This window comes from Bacillus sp. PS108, assembly GCF_037963335.1.
Classification (GTDB): Bacteria; Bacillota; Bacilli; order Bacillales; family Bacillaceae; genus Bacillus; species Bacillus subtilis.
Window position 1 is genome coordinate 1,612,696 of record NZ_CP150155.1, and the last position, 17,440, is coordinate 1,630,135.

Consider the following 17,440-nt stretch of genomic DNA (forward strand, 5'->3'; position numbering starts at 1 on the left):
TCTATTGCCCTTTTATTATGAGAACAGGGAAGAATTGGGTGTTTTAAAATGATACGAAGTATGACAGGCTTCGGCAGTGCAAGCAAAACACAAGACGATCTCTCTGTAAGCGTTGAACTTAAATCTGTGAACTACAGATTTAAAGAAGTGAACGCTCGTTTGCCAAGGCCTTTGCTATATTTTGAAGATAAGCTGAAACAGACCATTCTGCAGCATATTCAGCGCGGAAGAATTGAGCTTTTCGTATCTGTTGACAGCGATATGCTTGTTGAGAAAAGGCTTGAAATTGATTGGCCGCTGCTCGATGAGTTTGTCGCAGCCGCGAGAGATATGAAGAAACGGTATCAATTGTCTGCAGAGCCCGATGTAATGGATTTCTTTAAGCTTGATCATGTCGTCCAGGTTCATGAAGAACAGACGCAAAATGACAAGCTGGAGGCGTTGATCATCGATGCTGCAGAAGAAGCGGTAAAAGGTCTCTGTGAAATGCGTGAAAAAGAGGGGCTGCTCTTAGCGAAAGACTGCCTGATGCATATTGATCAGCTTGAAGAGCTGGTGAGAGAAACTGAATTGCTGGCTGCAGATGTCGTATCTCGTTACCGGGAACGGCTGTACGCCAGAATCAAAGAATGGACTGAAGACGTATTAGACGAGAGCCGGCTTGTAACAGAATGCGCTATTTTTGCAGACCGCTCTGATATCACTGAAGAGATTACAAGGCTGAAGAGCCACTTCGCCCAGTTTCGTGATATATTAGCTAGTGGCGGAGCTGTCGGGCGCAAACTCGACTTTCTTGTTCAGGAGCTCAATCGGGAAGCAAATACGATCGGCTCAAAAGCAAATGATCATCAGATCACAAAGCTTGTCGTTGAAATGAAAAGTTCTATTGAAAAAATAAAAGAACAAGTGCAAAATATAGAATAGTGACTGTGCGTATTGTTTACAGACGGTCTTACTAGGCTAAACTAGAGACGTCTATTTTACAGGGGGAACGTAGAAGATGACGATTAAACTGATTAATATCGGATTTGGCAATATCATCTCCGCCAATCGGATGATTTCGATTGTCAGCCCGGAGTCTGCGCCAATCAAACGGATGATTCAGGATGCAAGAGACCGCGGAATGCTAATTGACGCTACATACGGACGAAGAACCCGTGCAGTTGTCGTCATGGATAGTGATCACATTATCTTATCTGCCGTCCAGCCTGAGACAGTTGCACACAGACTTTCTGTTAAAGAAGAAATTATGGATGAAGGGCAGGGGTAATTGCCGCATGAAAGAAAGAGGGTTATTAATCGTTCTCTCAGGTCCCTCAGGAGTTGGTAAAGGAACGGTTCGACAAGCGATCTTTTCGCAGGAAGACACAAAATTTGAATATTCGATTTCAGTAACCACAAGAAGTCCAAGAGAGGGCGAAGTGAACGGAGTCGATTATTTTTTCAAAACAAGAGACGAATTCGAGCAAATGATTGCGGACAACAAGCTGCTTGAATGGGCAGAGTATGTCGGCAATTATTACGGCACGCCAGTCGATTATGTTGAACAGACGCTTCAAGATGGAAAAGACGTCTTTTTAGAAATTGAAGTTCAAGGGGCTCTTCAAGTGAGAAATGCTTTCCCGGAAGGCCTATTTATTTTCCTTGCGCCTCCAAGCCTTTCTGAACTGAAAAACAGAATCGTGACACGAGGCACAGAAACAGACGCTCTGATTGAAAATCGAATGAAAGCCGCAAAAGCTGAGATCGAAATGATGGATGCTTATGACTATGTCGTTGAAAACGATAATGTCGAAACGGCTTGCGATAAAATCAAAGCAATCGTTCTTGCTGAACATTTGAAGCGTGAACGCGTTGCTCCAAGATATAAGAAAATGCTGGAGGTTGAATAATCAATGTTAGATCCGTCAATTGATTCTTTAATGAATAAATTAGATTCAAAATATACGCTGGTGACTGTTTCTGCGAGACGCGCACGTGAAATGCAAATCAAAAAAGACCAAATGATTGAACATACGATTTCACACAAATATGTAGGCAAAGCTTTAGAAGAAATTGATGCAGGCCTGCTTTCGTTTGAAAAGGAAGACCGCGAATAGTAGCACAAGTAGCAACCTATATCACATGTAGGTTGTTATTTTTTTCCGTGCGGTTTTGTAAAGTGCAGAGGGGGAGAATTCATTGCTAAACAATCGAAATGTGTTACTTTGCGTGAGCGGAGGCATCGCTGTTTATAAAGCCTGTGCGTTAACGAGCAAGCTGGTTCAGGCAGGAGCAAATGTCAAAGTGATTATGACTGAATCCGCTTGCCGATTCGTTTCACCGCTGACATTTCAGGCATTGAGCCGCCACGAAGTCTATACAGATACATTTAAAGAACAAAATCCAAGCGTCATTTCTCATATTGATGCCGCTGACTGGGCCGACTTGATTATCTTAGCGCCGGCTACGGCTAATGTGATTGGAAAACTGGCAAACGGCATCGCTGATGATATGCTGACGACAACATTGTTGGCAGCAACGGCTCCCGTTTGGATTGCGCCGGCGATGAACGTTCATATGTATGACCACCCGGCAGTCAAACGAAACATTTCTGTTCTTTATCAGGACGGTTATCGTTTTATTGAGCCAAGTGAGGGCTATTTAGCATGCGGTTACGTAGGAAAAGGCAGATTGGAAGAGCCGGAAAACATCGTAAAGCTGGCCGAAAAACATTTTGCTGAAGAAACATCCGCTCCTTTAGAAGGCAAGCATGTGGTCATTACAGCCGGTCCAACGCGGGAAGCGATTGATCCTGTCCGGTTTTTTACCAATAAATCGACGGGCAAAATGGGCTACGCACTAGCGGAGGCTGCTGTTCAGCTCGGCGCACGGGTAACCTTAATTTCTGGGCCTGTTTCACTTGATCAGCCTAAAGGCCTTGCTGAGTTTATCCCTGTTCAATCGGCTGCGGATATGCGCGAAGCTGTGCTCTCTGTGTATGACGCAAGCGATATAGTCATTAAAACAGCTGCGGTAGCCGATTTTACGCCGAAAACAGTATTTGACCATAAAATGAAAAAACAAGACGGCGGCATGACCTTAGAACTGAAAAGAACAGTCGATATTTTGAAAGAATTGGGCGAGAAAAAGAAAGAGCAGATTTTGGTCGGATTTGCCGCCGAAACACAAGACATTGAACACTATGCACGTAAAAAGCTCGCCGCTAAAAACCTTGATTTGATTGTGGCAAATGATGTGAAAGCAAATGGGGCCGGTTTTGGTGCTGATACGAATATCGTGACAATCTTTTTCAAAGACGGGCATAAACGCGAACTCCCGATCATGTCTAAGCTCGATGTTTCTTTTGAAATCCTTCAGGAGATCGCAGCCCTCTCAAAACAAACCGGAGAGCGCTCATGAATTTTGCAGAAGTCATCGTTGATGTCAGCACCAAAAATATAGACAGGCCTTTTGATTATAAAATCCCAGACCATCTGAAGGGCATGATCAAAACGGGGATGCGGGTCATTGTTCCGTTTGGCCCCCGTAAGATTCAAGGGTTTGTGACAGCAGTCAAAGAAGCATCTGACCTATCGGGAAAATCTGTCAAGGAAGTAGAGGATTTATTAGATCTTACACCTGTTCTGACAGAGGAGCTTATGGATCTGTCATCATGGCTGTCAGACAAAACGCTGTCTTTTAAAATAACGGCGCTTCAAGCAATGCTGCCTGCCGCCTTAAAGGCGAAATATGAAAAAGAATTAAAAATTGCACACGGCGCCGATCTTCCGCCGCAAGTGGAACGGCTGTTTTCTGAAACAAAGACGCTGCTGTATTCAGATATACCCGATCATGATACGCTGAAACTGATTCAAAGGCATGTTCAAAAAGGGGACATTGACGTGACGTATAAAGTCGCGCAAAAAACCAATAAAAAAATGGTCAGGCATATTCAGGCAAATGCGAGTAAAGAAGAGCTTGCTAAGCAGGCTGAGGGATTGTCCCGCCAAGCAGCAAAACAACAGGCGATTCTTCACTTTCTCATATCTGAGCCGGAAGGTGTGAAAATTCCTGCGGCGGAATTGTGCAAAAAAACGGACACGAGCTCTGCAACCATCAAAACCCTTATCCAAAAAGGGCTTTTGAAGGAAAGCTATGAAGAGGTTTACAGAGATCCCTATCAGGACAAAATGTTCAAAAAAACAGAGCCCCTGCCGCTGACAGACGAACAGAGGGCTGCCTTTGAGCCCATACGCGAGACATTGGACAGCGATGAGCATAAAGTGTTCCTCCTTCACGGCGTGACAGGAAGCGGAAAAACGGAAATTTATCTGCAATCAATTGAAAAAGTACTGGCGAAAGGAAAAGAAGCCATCGTCCTCGTACCGGAAATATCGCTGACGCCGCAAATGGTCAACCGCTTCAAGGGCCGCTTCGGCTCCCAGGTGGCAGTCATGCACAGCGGTTTATCCACAGGAGAAAAATATGACGAGTGGCGTAAAATCCACCGGAAGGAAGTACGGCTTGTCGTCGGTGCCAGATCCGCCATTTTTGCTCCGTTTGAAAATCTCGGAATGATAATCATCGATGAAGAGCACGAGTCTTCCTATAAACAGGAAGAAATGCCGCGCTATCATGCGAAAGAGGTGGCAATCAAGCGGGCTGAGCATCACAGCTGCCCGGTTGTATTAGGGAGTGCTACGCCGACATTAGAATCATATGCTAGAGCGCAAAAGGGCGTATACGAGCTTCTTTCACTGAAGCACCGTGTTAACCATCGGGTGATGCCCGAGGTTTCGCTTGTCGATATGAGAGAGGAGCTTAGAAACGGCAATCGCTCGATGTTTTCAGTTGAATTGATGGAAAAGCTTGAAGAAACGATTGCCAAGGGTGAGCAGGCGGTGCTGTTTTTAAATAAGAGGGGCTATTCTTCCTTTGTGATGTGCAGGGATTGCGGCTATGTCCCGCAATGCCCGCACTGCGACATTTCCATGACGTATCATCGTTACGGCCAAAGGCTGAAATGCCATTATTGCGGACATGAAGAGCCTGTTCCGCACACTTGTCCTGAATGCGCAAGCGAGCATATCCGCTTTTTCGGAACGGGAACACAGCGAGTGGAGGAAGAGCTGACAAAAGTGCTGCCAAGTGCGAGAGTGATTCGGATGGATGTTGACACGACATCACGGAAAGGCGCCCATGAAAAATTACTGTCAGCTTTCGGAGAAGGAAAAGCGGATATTCTTCTCGGAACGCAAATGATCGCGAAAGGGCTTGATTTTCCGAATGTCACGCTTGTCGGAGTGTTAAGTGCTGATACAACACTTCATATTCCTGATTTCAGATCGGCTGAAAAAACATTTCAGCTGTTAACGCAAGTCAGCGGCCGGGCAGGCAGGCATGAAAAGCCCGGCCATGTCATCATTCAAACGTATACACCGTCTCATTACAGTATCCAGCTGACGAAGACACACGATTATGAAACATTCTATCAGCATGAAATGGCGCACAGGAGAGAGCAATCCTATCCGCCATACTACTATTTGGCTCTTGTGACTGTTTCTCATGAGGAAGTGGCGAAAGCAGCGGTTACAGCTGAAAAGATCGCTCATTTTTTGAAAGCAAACTGCGGAGCTGACACGAAAATTCTCGGACCAAGCGCGTCGCCGATAGCCAGGATCAAAGATAGATATCGCTATCAATGCGTGATAAAATACAAACAGGAAACCCAGTTATCCGCTTTATTGAAGAAGATACTGGAACATTATAAACGCGAAATTGAACAAAAACATGTAATGATTTCAATTGATATGAATCCTTATATGATGATGTAAGATCTCACGTCTTGGAGGGTAACAAATTGGCAGTAAAAAAGGTCGTCATACATCCTGCGGAGGTTTTGGAAACACCTGCGGAAACCGTGACTGTTTTTGATAAAAAGCTAAAAAAACTGCTTGATGATATGTACGACACCATGCTTGAAATGGATGGTGTCGGACTGGCAGCGCCGCAAATCGGCATTTTAAAAAGAGCGGCCGTTGTAGACATCGGGGATGACAGAGGGAGAATTGATCTCGTTAATCCTGAAATTTTAGAAAAAAGCGGCGAGCAAACCGGAATTGAAGGATGCTTGAGCTTTCCTGGCGTCTATGGTGATGTCACACGTGCCGATTATGTCAAAGTGCGCGCGTTTAACCGTCAGGGAAAACCATTCATTCTGGAAGCGCGAGGCTTTTTAGCAAGAGCCGTGCAGCATGAAATGGACCACTTAGACGGTGTGCTGTTTACATCTAAAATAAGTAAATACTATACAGAAGATGAACTAGCGGATATGGAAGGATGATTTGATGACGAGAATCGTATTTATGGGAACGCCGGATTTTTCAGTTCCTGTTTTAAGAACTCTGATTGAGGACAGATATGAAGTAGTGGGGGTCGTCACACAGCCGGACCGTCCGAAGGGCAGAAAAAAAGTCATGACACCTCCTCCGGTCAAGGAAGAGGCATTGCGTCACGGCATCCCGGTTCTTCAGCCGGAAAAAGTCAGATTGACAGAAGAAATTGAGAAAGTGCTGGCATTAAAGCCTGACCTGATTGTAACGGCGGCATTCGGACAAATTTTGCCTAAAGAGCTTCTCGACAGTCCAAAATACGGCTGCATTAACGTTCACGCATCCCTTTTGCCGGAACTGCGCGGCGGGGCACCGATCCATTATTCCATTCTGCAGGGAAAGAAAAAAACCGGGGTTACCATTATGTATATGGTAGAAAAATTGGATGCCGGGGACATGATCTCAAAAGTGGAAGTGGATATTGAAGAAACCGACAATGTCGGAACACTGCACGATAAATTAAGCGTTGCTGGCGCGAAGCTATTGTCTGAAACGGTTCCAAACGTTATTGCCGGCAGCATTTCACCTGAAAAGCAGGATGAAGAGAAAGCGACATACGCGCCTAATATCAAAAGAGAGCAAGAGCTGCTCGACTGGTCCAGAACGGGCGAAGAGCTTTACAACCAGATCCGCGGCTTAAATCCATGGCCTGTTGCCTATACGACGCTTAATGGACAAAACTTGAAAGTGTGGGAATCCAAAAAAACACCCGCACCAACCAAAGCTGAGCCAGGCACAGTCGTTGCGGTTGAAAAGGAAGGGATTATCGTTGCCACAGGTAACGAGACGGCTCTGTTATTAACCGAACTCCAGCCGGCAGGCAAAAAACGAATGAAAGGCGAAGACTTTGTGCGAGGCGCTCATGTTGAAGTCGGTGATGTGTTAGGAGTAAACAATGAAAAAAACTAGTGTTCGTGACATCGCCCTTGAGGCGCTGATCAAATTAGAACAAAACCAGGCATACAGCAACCTGCTGCTGAAATCGGTCATTAAATCAAATGAACTGAGTGATCAGGACAGAGGGCTTTTGACTGAACTTGTCTATGGTACATTACAAAATAAGATCGCGCTTGATTATATGCTTAAACCGTTTATCAATAAGCCTCAAAAGGTAAAGCCGTGGGTGATTCAGCTTCTTCGCCTATCCTTATATCAAATGGAGTATTTAGAGAAGATTCCAGACAGGGCAGCCATCCATGAAGCGGTTGAGATTGCTAAAATCCGCGGACACAAAGGCATTGCTTCTTTTGTCAATGGCGTGCTTCGTTCTATCCAGCGCGAAGGTGTTCCATCCTTTGACGCCATCGAAGATCCTGTACGCAGGCTGGCGACAGAAACAAGCCATCCGGAATGGCTTGTGAAAGAGTGGGCGGATGCGTATGGGTTTGACGCGGCCGAAAAGATTTGCCGTATCCACCTCATTCCGCCGAAGCAGACGCTGCGTGTCAATCAAATGAAAGCAGACAGAGCTGAGCTGCTTGACCAAATGGCTGCTGAGGGAATCGAAGTTGAAAAAGGCGATCTCGCTGAAGATGCTGTGAAGCTCTTAAAGGGATCAATTGCCGGAACTCATTTCTTCCAAAACGGCGAAGTATCCATCCAGGATGAGAGCTCCATGCTCGTCGCCCGCGCCCTTGATCCTAAGCCTGATGAAACAGTGCTTGACGCGTGTGCGGCGCCTGGCGGCAAGTCAGCTCATATCGCAGAATTAATGAAGAACAAGGGGAGCGTTACGTCGCTTGATCTTCACAAACATAAAGTGAAGCTGATCAAAGAAGCGGCAAACCGTCTTGGCCTGACAATCATTCATGCGGAGACAATGGATGCGAGAAAAGCGGGGGAAACGTTTGAAAACGAACAGTTTGACCGGATATTGGTTGATGCTCCGTGCTCAGGTTTCGGTGTTATCAGAAGAAAGCCGGACATGAAATACACGAAAAAGCCTGACGACAGCGCGCGTCTAGCTGAAATCCAGCTGTCGATCCTGAGGGAAATCGCACCATTAGTAAAAAAAGGTGGCACTCTTGTCTACAGTACGTGTACAATGGACCGGACAGAAAATGATGAAGTAATACATGCGTTTATACAAGAACATCCTGATTTTGAACCCGATTTGTCTCTTGAAAAGCGGCTGCCTGAAAAGGTGAGACCCTTTGTTCGGGATGGAAGGCTTCAAATCCTTCCTCATTATTTCGGAACAGATGGTTTCTTTATTTGCAGCATGAGAAAGAAGGGATAAGCAATGGCAAAACTTAATAAAACAAAAGTAAGAAAAGAATTGCGGACAGATCGTCCGTCGATTTATTCTTTTGAATTAGACGAAATTAAACAATGGCTGACAGACAACGGAGAGAAACCGTTCCGTGCGGCTCAGATTTTTGAATGGCTATATGAAAAACGCGTATCTTCTTTTGAAGAAATGACAAACCTCTCAAAGGATCTGCGTGAGAAATTAAACACTCACTTTGTGTTAACAACGCTGAAAACGGCTGTTAAACAAACCTCTCAAGACGGTACGATGAAGTTTTTGTTTGAGCTTCATGACGGTTATACCATCGAAACCGTTTTAATGAGACACGAGTATGGCAATTCTGTATGTGTAACGACACAAGTCGGCTGCCGTATTGGCTGCACATTTTGCGCGTCAACGCTTGGAGGCTTAAAACGAAACCTTGAAGCGGGGGAAATTGTCGCTCAAGTAGTTAAAGTGCAAAAAGCTCTTGATGAAACGGATGAACGCGTCAGCTCTGTCGTGATCATGGGAATCGGCGAACCTTTTGATAACTTTAACGAAATGCTCGCTTTCTTGAAAATCATTAACCATGACAAGGGCCTGAATATCGGTGCTCGCCATATTACGGTCTCTACGAGTGGAATCATCCCGAAAATTTACGAATTTGCTGATCAGCAAATGCAGATTAACTTTGCAATTTCTCTGCACGCGCCGAACACAGAAATCAGAAGCCGTTTGATGCCGATTAACAGAGCATATAAACTGCCTGATCTAATGGAAGCCGTTAAATATTATATTAATAAAACAGGACGCCGCATCAGCTTTGAATACGGGCTGTTCGGAGGCGTAAACGACCAGGTGGAACACGCCGAAGAGCTTGCCGACTTGCTGGAAGGAGTCAAATGCCACGTGAACTTGATTCCGGTAAACTACGTGCCTGAACGGGACTATGTGCGCACACCGCGTGATCAGATTTTTGCTTTTGAAAAAACGCTGAAATCCCGCGGAGTAAATGTCACAATCCGAAGAGAGCAAGGACATGACATTGACGCAGCCTGCGGTCAGCTTCGCGCGAAGGAGCGTCAAGACGAGACGAGGTGATGAGGGTTGTTAACAGCCTTAAAAACAGATACAGGAAAAATCCGCCAGCATAATGAAGATGATGCGGGGATATTCAAGGGGAAAGATGAATTTATATTAGCGGTTGTCGCTGATGGCATGGGCGGCCATCTTGCTGGAGATGTTGCGAGCAAGATGGCTGTGAAAGCCATGGGGGAGAAATGGAATGAAGCAGAGACGATTCCAACTGCGCCCTCGGAATGTGAAAAATGGCTCATTGAACAGATTCTTTCGGTAAACAGCAAAATATACGATCACGCTCAAGCCCACGAAGAATGCCAAGGCATGGGGACGACGATTGTATGTGCGCTTTTTACGGGGAAAACGGTTTCTGTTGCCCATATCGGAGACAGCAGATGCTATTTGCTTCAGGACGATGATTTCGTTCAAGTGACAGAAGACCATTCGCTTGTAAATGAACTGGTTCGCACTGGAGAGATTTCCAGAGAAGACGCTGAACATCATCCGCGAAAAAATGTGTTGACGAAGGCGCTTGGAACAGACCAGTCAGTCAGCATTGACACCCGTTCCTTTGATATAGAACCCGGAGACAAACTGCTTCTATGTTCTGACGGACTGACGAATAAAGTGGAAGGCACTGAGTTAAAAGACATCCTGCAAAGCGATTCAGCTCCTCAGGAAAAAGTAAACCTGCTTGTGGACAAAGCCAATCAGAATGGCGGAGAAGACAACATAACAGCAGTTTTGCTTGAGCTTGCTTTACAAGTTGAAGAGGGTGAAGATCAGTGCTAATCGGCAAGCGGATCAGCGGGCGTTACCAAATTCTCCGCGTTATAGGCGGCGGGGGAATGGCCAACGTGTATTTAGCTGAGGATATCATTCTAGACCGTGAAGTCGCAATTAAAATCCTGCGGTTTGACTATGCAAATGACAATGAATTTATCAGACGTTTCCGCAGAGAAGCCCAATCCGCATCAAGCCTCGATCACCCGAATATTGTCAGCATTTACGATTTGGGCGAGGAAGATGATATTTATTATATTGTCATGGAATACGTTGAAGGCATGACGCTTAAAGAATACATAACAGCAAATGGGCCGCTTCACCCTAAAGAAGCGCTGAACATCATGGAGCAAATTGTCTCAGCCATCGCTCATGCCCATCAAAACCAGATTGTTCACAGAGACATCAAGCCGCATAACATTTTGATTGATCATATGGGAAATATCAAAGTAACGGATTTTGGAATTGCGACGGCACTAAGTTCGACCACAATCACCCATACCAATTCAGTTCTGGGCTCGGTCCATTACTTATCACCTGAACAGGCCCGAGGCGGCTTAGCCACAAAGAAATCGGATATTTATGCGCTTGGAATCGTTCTATTTGAGCTTTTAACCGGCCGTATTCCGTTTGATGGAGAGTCAGCAGTCAGCATCGCCTTGAAGCATCTTCAAGCGGAAACTCCTTCGGCAAAAAGGTGGAATCCATCGGTCCCCCAAAGCGTTGAAAACATCATACTCAAGGCAACTGCCAAAGATCCTTTTCATCGCTACGAAACGGCTGAAGACATGGAAGCAGACATAAAAACAGCTTTTGATGCCGACAGACTCAATGAAAAGAGATTTACGATTCAAGAAGATGAAGAAATGACAAAAGCGATACCTATCATTAAAGATGAAGAACTCGCTAAAGCTGCTGGCGAAAAAGAAGCTGAAGTGACAACCGCACAAGAAAACAAAACAAAGAAGAACGGCAAAAGAAAAAAGTGGCCGTGGGTTTTGCTCACGATATGCCTCGTTTTTATCACAGCTGGAATTCTTGCTGTCACTGTTTTTCCGTCGCTTTTCATGCCTAAGGATGTCAAAATACCTGATGTCTCCGGAATGGAATACGAAAAAGCCGCAGGGCTCTTGGAAAAAGAAGGTTTACAGGTTGATTCCGAGGTGTTGGAAATCTCAGATGAAAAAATTGAAGAGGGCCTGATGGTAAAAACGGATCCTAAAGCGGATACCACAGTCAAAGAAGGCGCCACGGTCACCCTTTATAAGAGCACCGGAAAAGCAAAAACGGAGATCGGTGATGTGACAGGCCAAACGGTCGACCAGGCAAAAAAAGCGTTGAAGGACCAAGGGTTTAAACATGTAACGGTAAATGAAGTGAATGACGAGAAAAACGCGGGCACTGTCATTGACCAAAATCCTTCAGCAGGGACTGAGCTTGTCCCGAGTGAAGATCAAGTCAAACTTACAGTCAGTATCGGACCCGAAGACATTACGCTTAGAGACTTGAAAACCTACAGTAAAGAAGCAGCGTCTGGATATCTGGAAGACAACGGATTGAAGCTTGTAGAAAAAGAAGCATACTCAGATGATGTTCCAGAAGGACAGGTTGTCAAACAAAAACCAGCAGCAGGTACGGCAGTAAAGCCGGGGAACGAAGTTGAAGTGACATTCTCTCTCGGACCAGAGAAAAAACCTGCGAAAACAGTGAAAGAAAAGGTCAAGATCCCCTACGAACCAGAAAATGAAGGGGACGAGCTTCAAGTGCAAATCGCGGTTGACGATGCGGATCACAGCATCTCTGACACTTACGAAGAATTTAAGATAAAAGAGCCGACTGAACGAACGATCGAACTAAAGATTGAACCCGGCCAAAAAGGGTACTATCAAGTAATGGTAAACAATAAAGTTGTCAGCTACAAAACCATTGAGTATCCGAAAGATGAATAACAAGGAGGGAAAATATGCCTGAGGGCAAAATTATTAAGGCGCTAAGCGGCTTTTACTATGTACTGGATGAATCAGAGGATTCAGATAAAGTAATACAATGCAGAGGAAGAGGCATTTTCAGAAAAAACAAAATTACCCCTCTTGTCGGTGATTACGTTGTGTACCAGGCTGAAAATGACAAAGAAGGATATCTAATGGAAATTAAAGAAAGAACCAACGAGCTTATCAGGCCGCCAATTTGCAACGTTGATCAAGCGGTCCTGGTTTTCTCAGCGGTTCAGCCTTCTTTCAGCACGGCATTGCTCGACCGCTTCCTGGTTCTCGTTGAGGCCAATGATATTCAGCCGATTATATGCATTACTAAAATGGATCTGATTGAAGATCAAGATACAGAAGATACGATACAAGCCTATGCAGAGGACTATCGGAATATTGGTTATGACGTATACCTTACCTCCTCTAAGGACCAAGACAGTTTAGCGGACATCATCCCGCATTTTCAGGATAAAACAACGGTATTTGCCGGTCAGTCCGGTGTTGGGAAATCCTCGCTTCTCAACGCGATCAGTCCGGAGCTTGGATTAAGAACAAACGAGATTTCTGAGCATTTGGGCCGCGGGAAACACACAACCCGCCACGTGGAGCTGATTCACACGTCCGGAGGTTTGGTTGCAGATACACCGGGATTCAGCTCGCTTGAATTTACAGACATTGAGGAAGAAGAGCTGGGCTATACCTTCCCTGATATCAGAGAAAAAAGCTCTTCATGCAAATTTAGAGGCTGTTTACATCTGAAAGAGCCGAAATGTGCGGTGAAACAAGCTGTTGAAGACGGGGAATTAAAGCAGTATCGCTATGACCATTATGTTGAATTTATGACGGAGATTAAAGACAGAAAGCCGAGGTATTAGCATAATGATAAAGGTTGCACCATCTATTCTTTCCGCTGATTTTGCCGCTTTAGGCAATGAGATTAAAGATGTAGAAAAAGGCGGAGCCGATTGTATTCATATTGATGTTATGGACGGCCATTTTGTCCCGAATATCACAATCGGTCCGCTGATTGTAGAAGCGGTCCGGCCGGTAACGGATCTGCCGCTTGATGTCCATTTAATGATAGAAGAGCCGGATCGTTATATCCCGGCTTTTGCGAAAGCAGGCGCAGATATCCTGTCTGTGCATGCTGAGGCATGTCCGCACCTGCACCGTACCATCCAGCTCATTAAAGAGCAAGGAGTGAAGGCCGGAGTAGTTCTAAACCCGCATACCCCTGTACAAGTCATCGAACATGTTTTCGACGATCTTGATCTTGTTCTTTTAATGACGGTGAACCCGGGCTTCGGCGGGCAGAAATTTATTCATTCAGTCCTTCCTAAAATAAAAGAGGTTAAGCGAATGGCGGATGAAAAAGGAAAAAAAGATCTGTTCATTGAAGTAGACGGCGGCGTCAACAAAGAAACCGCTCCGCTCGTCATTGAAGCGGGCGCAAATTTACTCGTTGCCGGTTCAGCTGTTTATGGCCAGTCTGACCGCAAAAAAGCAATTTCTGAAATCAGAGGAAGTAAATAAGCAGCTTTAGAAAAGAGCTGGGCATACAATAGCCTAAGCTCTTTTTCCTGTATGCAGAGAAAGGAATCAGAGATGAAAACAATTAATATCGTTGCGGGAGGCCCGAAAAATCTCATTCCCGATCTAACCGGCTATACGGATGAACACACGCTTTGGATCGGTGTTGACAAAGGCACCGTCACTCTCTTAGATGCCGGGATCATTCCTGTTGAAGCCTTCGGAGATTTTGACAGCATAACGGAGCAAGAACGCCGGCGAATAGAAAAAGCCGCTCCCGCCCTTCATGTGTATCAAGCAGAAAAAGATCAAACAGATTTAGACCTCGCCCTTGATTGGGCGCTGGAAAAGCAGCCGGATATTATTCAGATTTTCGGCATTACAGGCGGCAGAGCTGATCATTTTTTAGGAAACATTCAGCTACTGTATAGAGGTGTAAAAACGAACATAAAAATTAGGCTGATAGACAAACAAAATCATATTCAAATGTTCCCTCCTGGTGAATATGATATTGAGAAGGATGAAAATAAGCGATATATCTCCTTCATACCGTTTTCCGAAGACATACATGAGCTGACCCTGACCGGTTTTAAATATCCTCTAAATAATTGTCATATTACGCTCGGTTCAACACTATGTATTAGTAACGAACTCATTCATTCACGAGGTACTTTTTCGTTTGCAAAAGGCATATTAATAATGATAAGAAGCACGGATTAAGCATGTGCTTTCATTCAATTGCTGAAAACAATGAACAAGGCGGTTACGGGACGTTATAGGAGGGGACAAAAATGAAATTTTACACCATTAAATTGCCGAAGTTTTTAGGAGGAATTGTCCGGGCGATGCTGGGCTCATTTAGAAAAGATTAATGCCCAGGGGTTCAAAGCCCTCTTTCACCACATAAAAACGCCTGCCACATATCGGGGCAGGCGTTCATTTTGTTATACACGCTCAACTTTACCGGATTTCAAAGCTCGAGCAGATACATATACTTTTTTAGGTTTTCCGTTCACAAGGATACGAACCTTTTGAAGATTCGCGCCCCAAGTGCGCTTAGAAGCGTTCATTGCGTGAGAACGGTTATTCCCAGCTGTTGTTTTTTTACCTGTGATAACGCATTTACGTGCCATTTGTTTCCCTCCTCACTTGCACAAAACATCTACTTTTTAACATTCATATAATCTTAGATGCTTTCGATATGGATACTTTAAATAATTTACCACAGCTAAAAAACGTTTGCAACTATTGTTTCATCATCTTTCAAGAAAATTCACTTGACATCTTGCGGAAACAGCAGCGCTATAGTATATGTAGAGGTACGGCCAGCGATTATTGCCTGGTCTTTTCATAATGGAAACCATATAGTAGAATAGCTGTAACTCTATGCATTCGAAGGAGGAACTAGTGTGTCCATTGAATTAAGAACGAAGTACGGACAGATTGATATATCTAATGAAGTCATCGCGATGGTTGCAGGAGGCGCGGCGGTTGACTGTTACGGCATTGTCGGCATGGCCTCTAAAAACCAGATTAAAGACGGACTGACTGAAATCCTTCGGAAAGAGAATTTCAGCAGGGGTGTTCAAGTTCGCCAAGAAGGAGAACAGATACATATCGACATGTATATCATTGTCAGCTACGGCACGAAAATTTCTGAAGTGGCACATAATGTCCAAACAAAAGTAAAGTACACAGTAAATCAAACCATCGGACTGGCAGTGGACTCTGTCAATATTTATGTCCAAGGCGTACGAGTGACGAACCCGTAGTTAGGAGGAGTAGGATTGTCTATCAGAACATTAAACGGCAGAACCTTTGCCGAGATGATTCTTGCAGGAGCGCAGAATCTGTCTCAAAACGCCAGTGCAGTTGATGCACTGAACGTGTTTCCGGTGCCGGACGGTGATACGGGAACAAATATGAACCTGTCGATGACTTCCGGAGCAAGAGAAGTTGAACAAATGGATACGGATGATATCGGGAAGGTGGGTTCCGCGTTATCTAAAGGGCTGCTCATGGGAGCACGCGGAAATTCAGGAGTTATCCTATCCCAATTGTTCCGCGGATTTAGCAAAAGCATTGAAACGAAAAAAGAAATTAATGCACTTGAGTTTGCCGCTGCGCTGCAAGCAGGTGTAGACATGGCGTATAAAGCTGTCATGAAACCTGTAGAGGGCACCATTTTAACAGTTGCAAAAGACGCTGCAAAAAAAGCAATGATCTTAGCAGAAAAAGAAACCGATATCACTGCGCTGATGACTGCAGTGACAGAAGAAGCAGAGGCGTCTTTAAACCGCACCCCTGAATTGCTACCTGTCCTAAAGGAAGTAGGAGTTGTCGATAGCGGGGGCAAAGGCCTGCTTTGTGTGTATGAAGGTTTCCTTGCTTCATTAAAAGGTGAAACTGTACCTCAGAAAGCAGTTCTTCCGTCACTTGACGACATGGTCAGCGCGGAGCATCACAAGAGCGCGCAAAGCATGATGAATACCGAAGATATTGAATTTGGATTCTGTACCGAAGTGATGGTTAGGCTTGATCAGACAAAAAGAGAGTTCGACGAAGGTACGTTCAGGCAAGACCTCAGCCAGTTCGGAGATTCTCTGCTTGTGATTGCGGATGAATCGCTGGCGAAGGTTCATATTCATGCTGAAGAGCCGGGAAACGTGTTAAACTACGCCCAGCATTACGGTGAATTGATCAAAATAAAAATAGAAAATATGAGAGAACAGCATACCTCTATCATCAGTCAAGAAAGCAAACCTGCATACAACGAAACACCGCCGGCAAAACAGCCGTATGGCATTGTGACTGTAGCGATGGGAGAAGGAATTTCAGACCTATTCAAAAGCATTGGCGCTTCTGTTGTGATTGAAGGCGGCCAGACCATGAACCCAAGCACTGAGGATATTGTTGATGCCGTGAAGTCTGTAAATGCAGATACGGTATTTATCCTTCCTAATAACTCCAACATTATCATGGCTGCTAACCAAGCGGCCAGCGTAGTGGATGAACAGGTTTTTGTCATTCCTGCTAAAACGGTTCCGCAAGGGATGTCAGCCCTGCTGGCTTTTAACCCGGATCAAGAAGCTGAAGCGAACGAGGCCAATATGCTAAGCGCCATTCAGCAAGTAAAAAGCGGACAGGTGACGTTCTCAGTCAGAGATACTCATATTGACGGTAAAGATATTAAAAAAGGCGACTTTATGGGTATTCTGAATGGAACGATTATCGGCACTTCTGAAAATCAGCTGTCAGCCGCGAAAATGCTGCTGTCAGAAATGATCGGAGAAGATGATGAAATCGTGACCATTCTATATGGTGAGGATGCGTCTCAGGAAGAAGCTGAGCAGCTTGAAGCGTTTCTCAGTGAAAAGTACGAGGAGATTGAGGTTGAGATCCACAATGGGAAACAGCCTCTGTATTCGTATATAGTTTCTGCAGAATAGAAGGGC

At 45.0% G+C, this 17,440-nt stretch carries 19 protein-coding genes; 18 read left to right on the forward strand and 1 reads right to left on the reverse strand.

Features of this window, described 5'->3' with window-relative positions; translation table 11 throughout:
- Window positions 1–48: 48 nt before the first annotated feature.
- From NSQ16_RS08425 to spoVM, 16 genes are all read left to right on the forward strand, one after another.
- Complete coding sequence (locus tag NSQ16_RS08425; protein ID WP_009967215.1) at window positions 49–924, forward strand: YicC/YloC family endoribonuclease; 876 nt, start codon at window positions 49–51, stop codon at window positions 922–924.
- 76 nt (window positions 925–1,000) lie between these two features.
- Complete coding sequence (remA, locus tag NSQ16_RS08430) at window positions 1,001–1,270, forward strand: extracellular matrix/biofilm regulator RemA (protein WP_003154355.1); 270 nt, start codon at window positions 1,001–1,003, stop codon at window positions 1,268–1,270.
- 7 nt (window positions 1,271–1,277) lie between these two features.
- On the forward strand, window positions 1,278–1,892 hold the full coding sequence (gene gmk, locus NSQ16_RS08435; protein WP_003232083.1) for a guanylate kinase: 615 nt from the start codon (window positions 1,278–1,280) through the stop codon (window positions 1,890–1,892).
- A gap of 3 nt (window positions 1,893–1,895) precedes the next feature.
- A complete protein-coding gene (gene rpoZ, locus NSQ16_RS08440) occupies window positions 1,896–2,099 on the forward strand; it encodes a DNA-directed RNA polymerase subunit omega (protein ID WP_003221520.1) in 204 nt (67 codons plus the stop codon).
- An 82-nt stretch (window positions 2,100–2,181) separates the two neighbouring features.
- A complete protein-coding gene (gene coaBC, locus NSQ16_RS08445) occupies window positions 2,182–3,402 on the forward strand; it encodes a bifunctional phosphopantothenoylcysteine decarboxylase/phosphopantothenate--cysteine ligase CoaBC (RefSeq protein WP_230488514.1) in 1,221 nt (406 codons plus the stop codon).
- A complete protein-coding gene (gene priA / locus NSQ16_RS08450; RefSeq protein ID WP_046160397.1) occupies window positions 3,399–5,816 on the forward strand; it encodes a primosomal protein N' in 2,418 nt (805 codons plus the stop codon). The genes coaBC and priA overlap by 4 nt, the downstream gene beginning before the upstream one ends.
- 26 nt (window positions 5,817–5,842) lie before the next feature.
- A complete protein-coding gene (gene def, locus NSQ16_RS08455) occupies window positions 5,843–6,325 on the forward strand; it encodes a peptide deformylase (RefSeq protein ID WP_206696694.1) in 483 nt (160 codons plus the stop codon).
- 4 nt (window positions 6,326–6,329) lie between these two features.
- On the forward strand, window positions 6,330–7,283 hold the full coding sequence (gene fmt, locus NSQ16_RS08460) for a methionyl-tRNA formyltransferase (RefSeq protein ID WP_230488512.1): 954 nt from the start codon (window positions 6,330–6,332) through the stop codon (window positions 7,281–7,283).
- Entirely contained in the window at window positions 7,270–8,613 is a 1,344-nt protein-coding gene (gene rsmB / locus NSQ16_RS08465) for a 16S rRNA (cytosine(967)-C(5))-methyltransferase RsmB (RefSeq protein WP_021479311.1), read from the forward strand. Before fmt ends, rsmB begins: the two co-directional genes overlap by 14 nt.
- Window positions 8,614–8,616: 3 nt before the next feature.
- The gene (gene rlmN / locus NSQ16_RS08470) at window positions 8,617–9,708 is read left to right on the forward strand and encodes a 23S rRNA (adenine(2503)-C(2))-methyltransferase RlmN (RefSeq protein WP_128422219.1); all 1,092 of its coding nucleotides are present in this window, start codon (window positions 8,617–8,619) and stop codon (window positions 9,706–9,708) included.
- 6 nt (window positions 9,709–9,714) lie between these two features.
- Window positions 9,715–10,479 (forward strand): protein-serine/threonine phosphatase PrpC, encoded by a 765-nt coding sequence (prpC, locus tag NSQ16_RS08475; RefSeq protein WP_014479762.1) that lies wholly within the window; start codon window positions 9,715–9,717, stop codon window positions 10,477–10,479.
- Window positions 10,473–12,419, forward strand: coding sequence for a serine/threonine protein kinase PrkC (gene prkC, locus NSQ16_RS08480; protein ID WP_015252109.1), 1,947 nt, complete (start codon window positions 10,473–10,475; stop codon window positions 12,417–12,419). Before prpC ends, prkC begins: the two co-directional genes overlap by 7 nt.
- 14 nt (window positions 12,420–12,433) lie before the next feature.
- Complete coding sequence (rsgA, locus tag NSQ16_RS08485; RefSeq protein ID WP_003232060.1) at window positions 12,434–13,330, forward strand: ribosome small subunit-dependent GTPase A; 897 nt, start codon at window positions 12,434–12,436, stop codon at window positions 13,328–13,330.
- Between the two features lie 4 nt (window positions 13,331–13,334).
- A complete protein-coding gene (gene rpe / locus NSQ16_RS08490) occupies window positions 13,335–13,988 on the forward strand; it encodes a ribulose-phosphate 3-epimerase (protein ID WP_088325864.1) in 654 nt (217 codons plus the stop codon).
- A gap of 72 nt (window positions 13,989–14,060) precedes the next feature.
- Window positions 14,061–14,705, forward strand: a complete 645-nt coding sequence (locus tag NSQ16_RS08495) for a thiamine diphosphokinase (protein WP_014479765.1) — start codon at window positions 14,061–14,063, stop codon at window positions 14,703–14,705.
- A 71-nt stretch (window positions 14,706–14,776) separates the two neighbouring features.
- On the forward strand, window positions 14,777–14,857 hold the full coding sequence (gene spoVM / locus NSQ16_RS08500) for a stage V sporulation protein SpoVM (protein ID WP_003221545.1): 81 nt from the start codon (window positions 14,777–14,779) through the stop codon (window positions 14,855–14,857).
- A 72-nt stretch (window positions 14,858–14,929) separates the two neighbouring features.
- On the opposite strand, the gene rpmB is transcribed toward spoVM, so the two are convergent.
- Window positions 14,930–15,118 (reverse strand): 50S ribosomal protein L28, encoded by a 189-nt coding sequence (gene rpmB, locus NSQ16_RS08505; RefSeq protein WP_003221548.1) that lies wholly within the window; start codon window positions 15,116–15,118, stop codon window positions 14,930–14,932.
- Between the two features lie 276 nt (window positions 15,119–15,394).
- Here rpmB and NSQ16_RS08510 point away from each other — a divergent pair, with 276 nt between their 5' ends.
- The gene (locus NSQ16_RS08510; RefSeq protein ID WP_003232054.1) at window positions 15,395–15,757 is read left to right on the forward strand and encodes an Asp23/Gls24 family envelope stress response protein; all 363 of its coding nucleotides are present in this window, start codon (window positions 15,395–15,397) and stop codon (window positions 15,755–15,757) included.
- 15 nt (window positions 15,758–15,772) lie between these two features.
- Window positions 15,773–17,434 carry a DAK2 domain-containing protein gene (locus NSQ16_RS08515; RefSeq protein ID WP_230488511.1) on the forward strand — a complete coding sequence of 554 codons (1,662 nt, stop codon included), beginning with the start codon at window positions 15,773–15,775 and terminating at the stop codon, window positions 17,432–17,434.
- The last annotated feature ends 6 nt before the right edge of the window (window positions 17,435–17,440 follow it).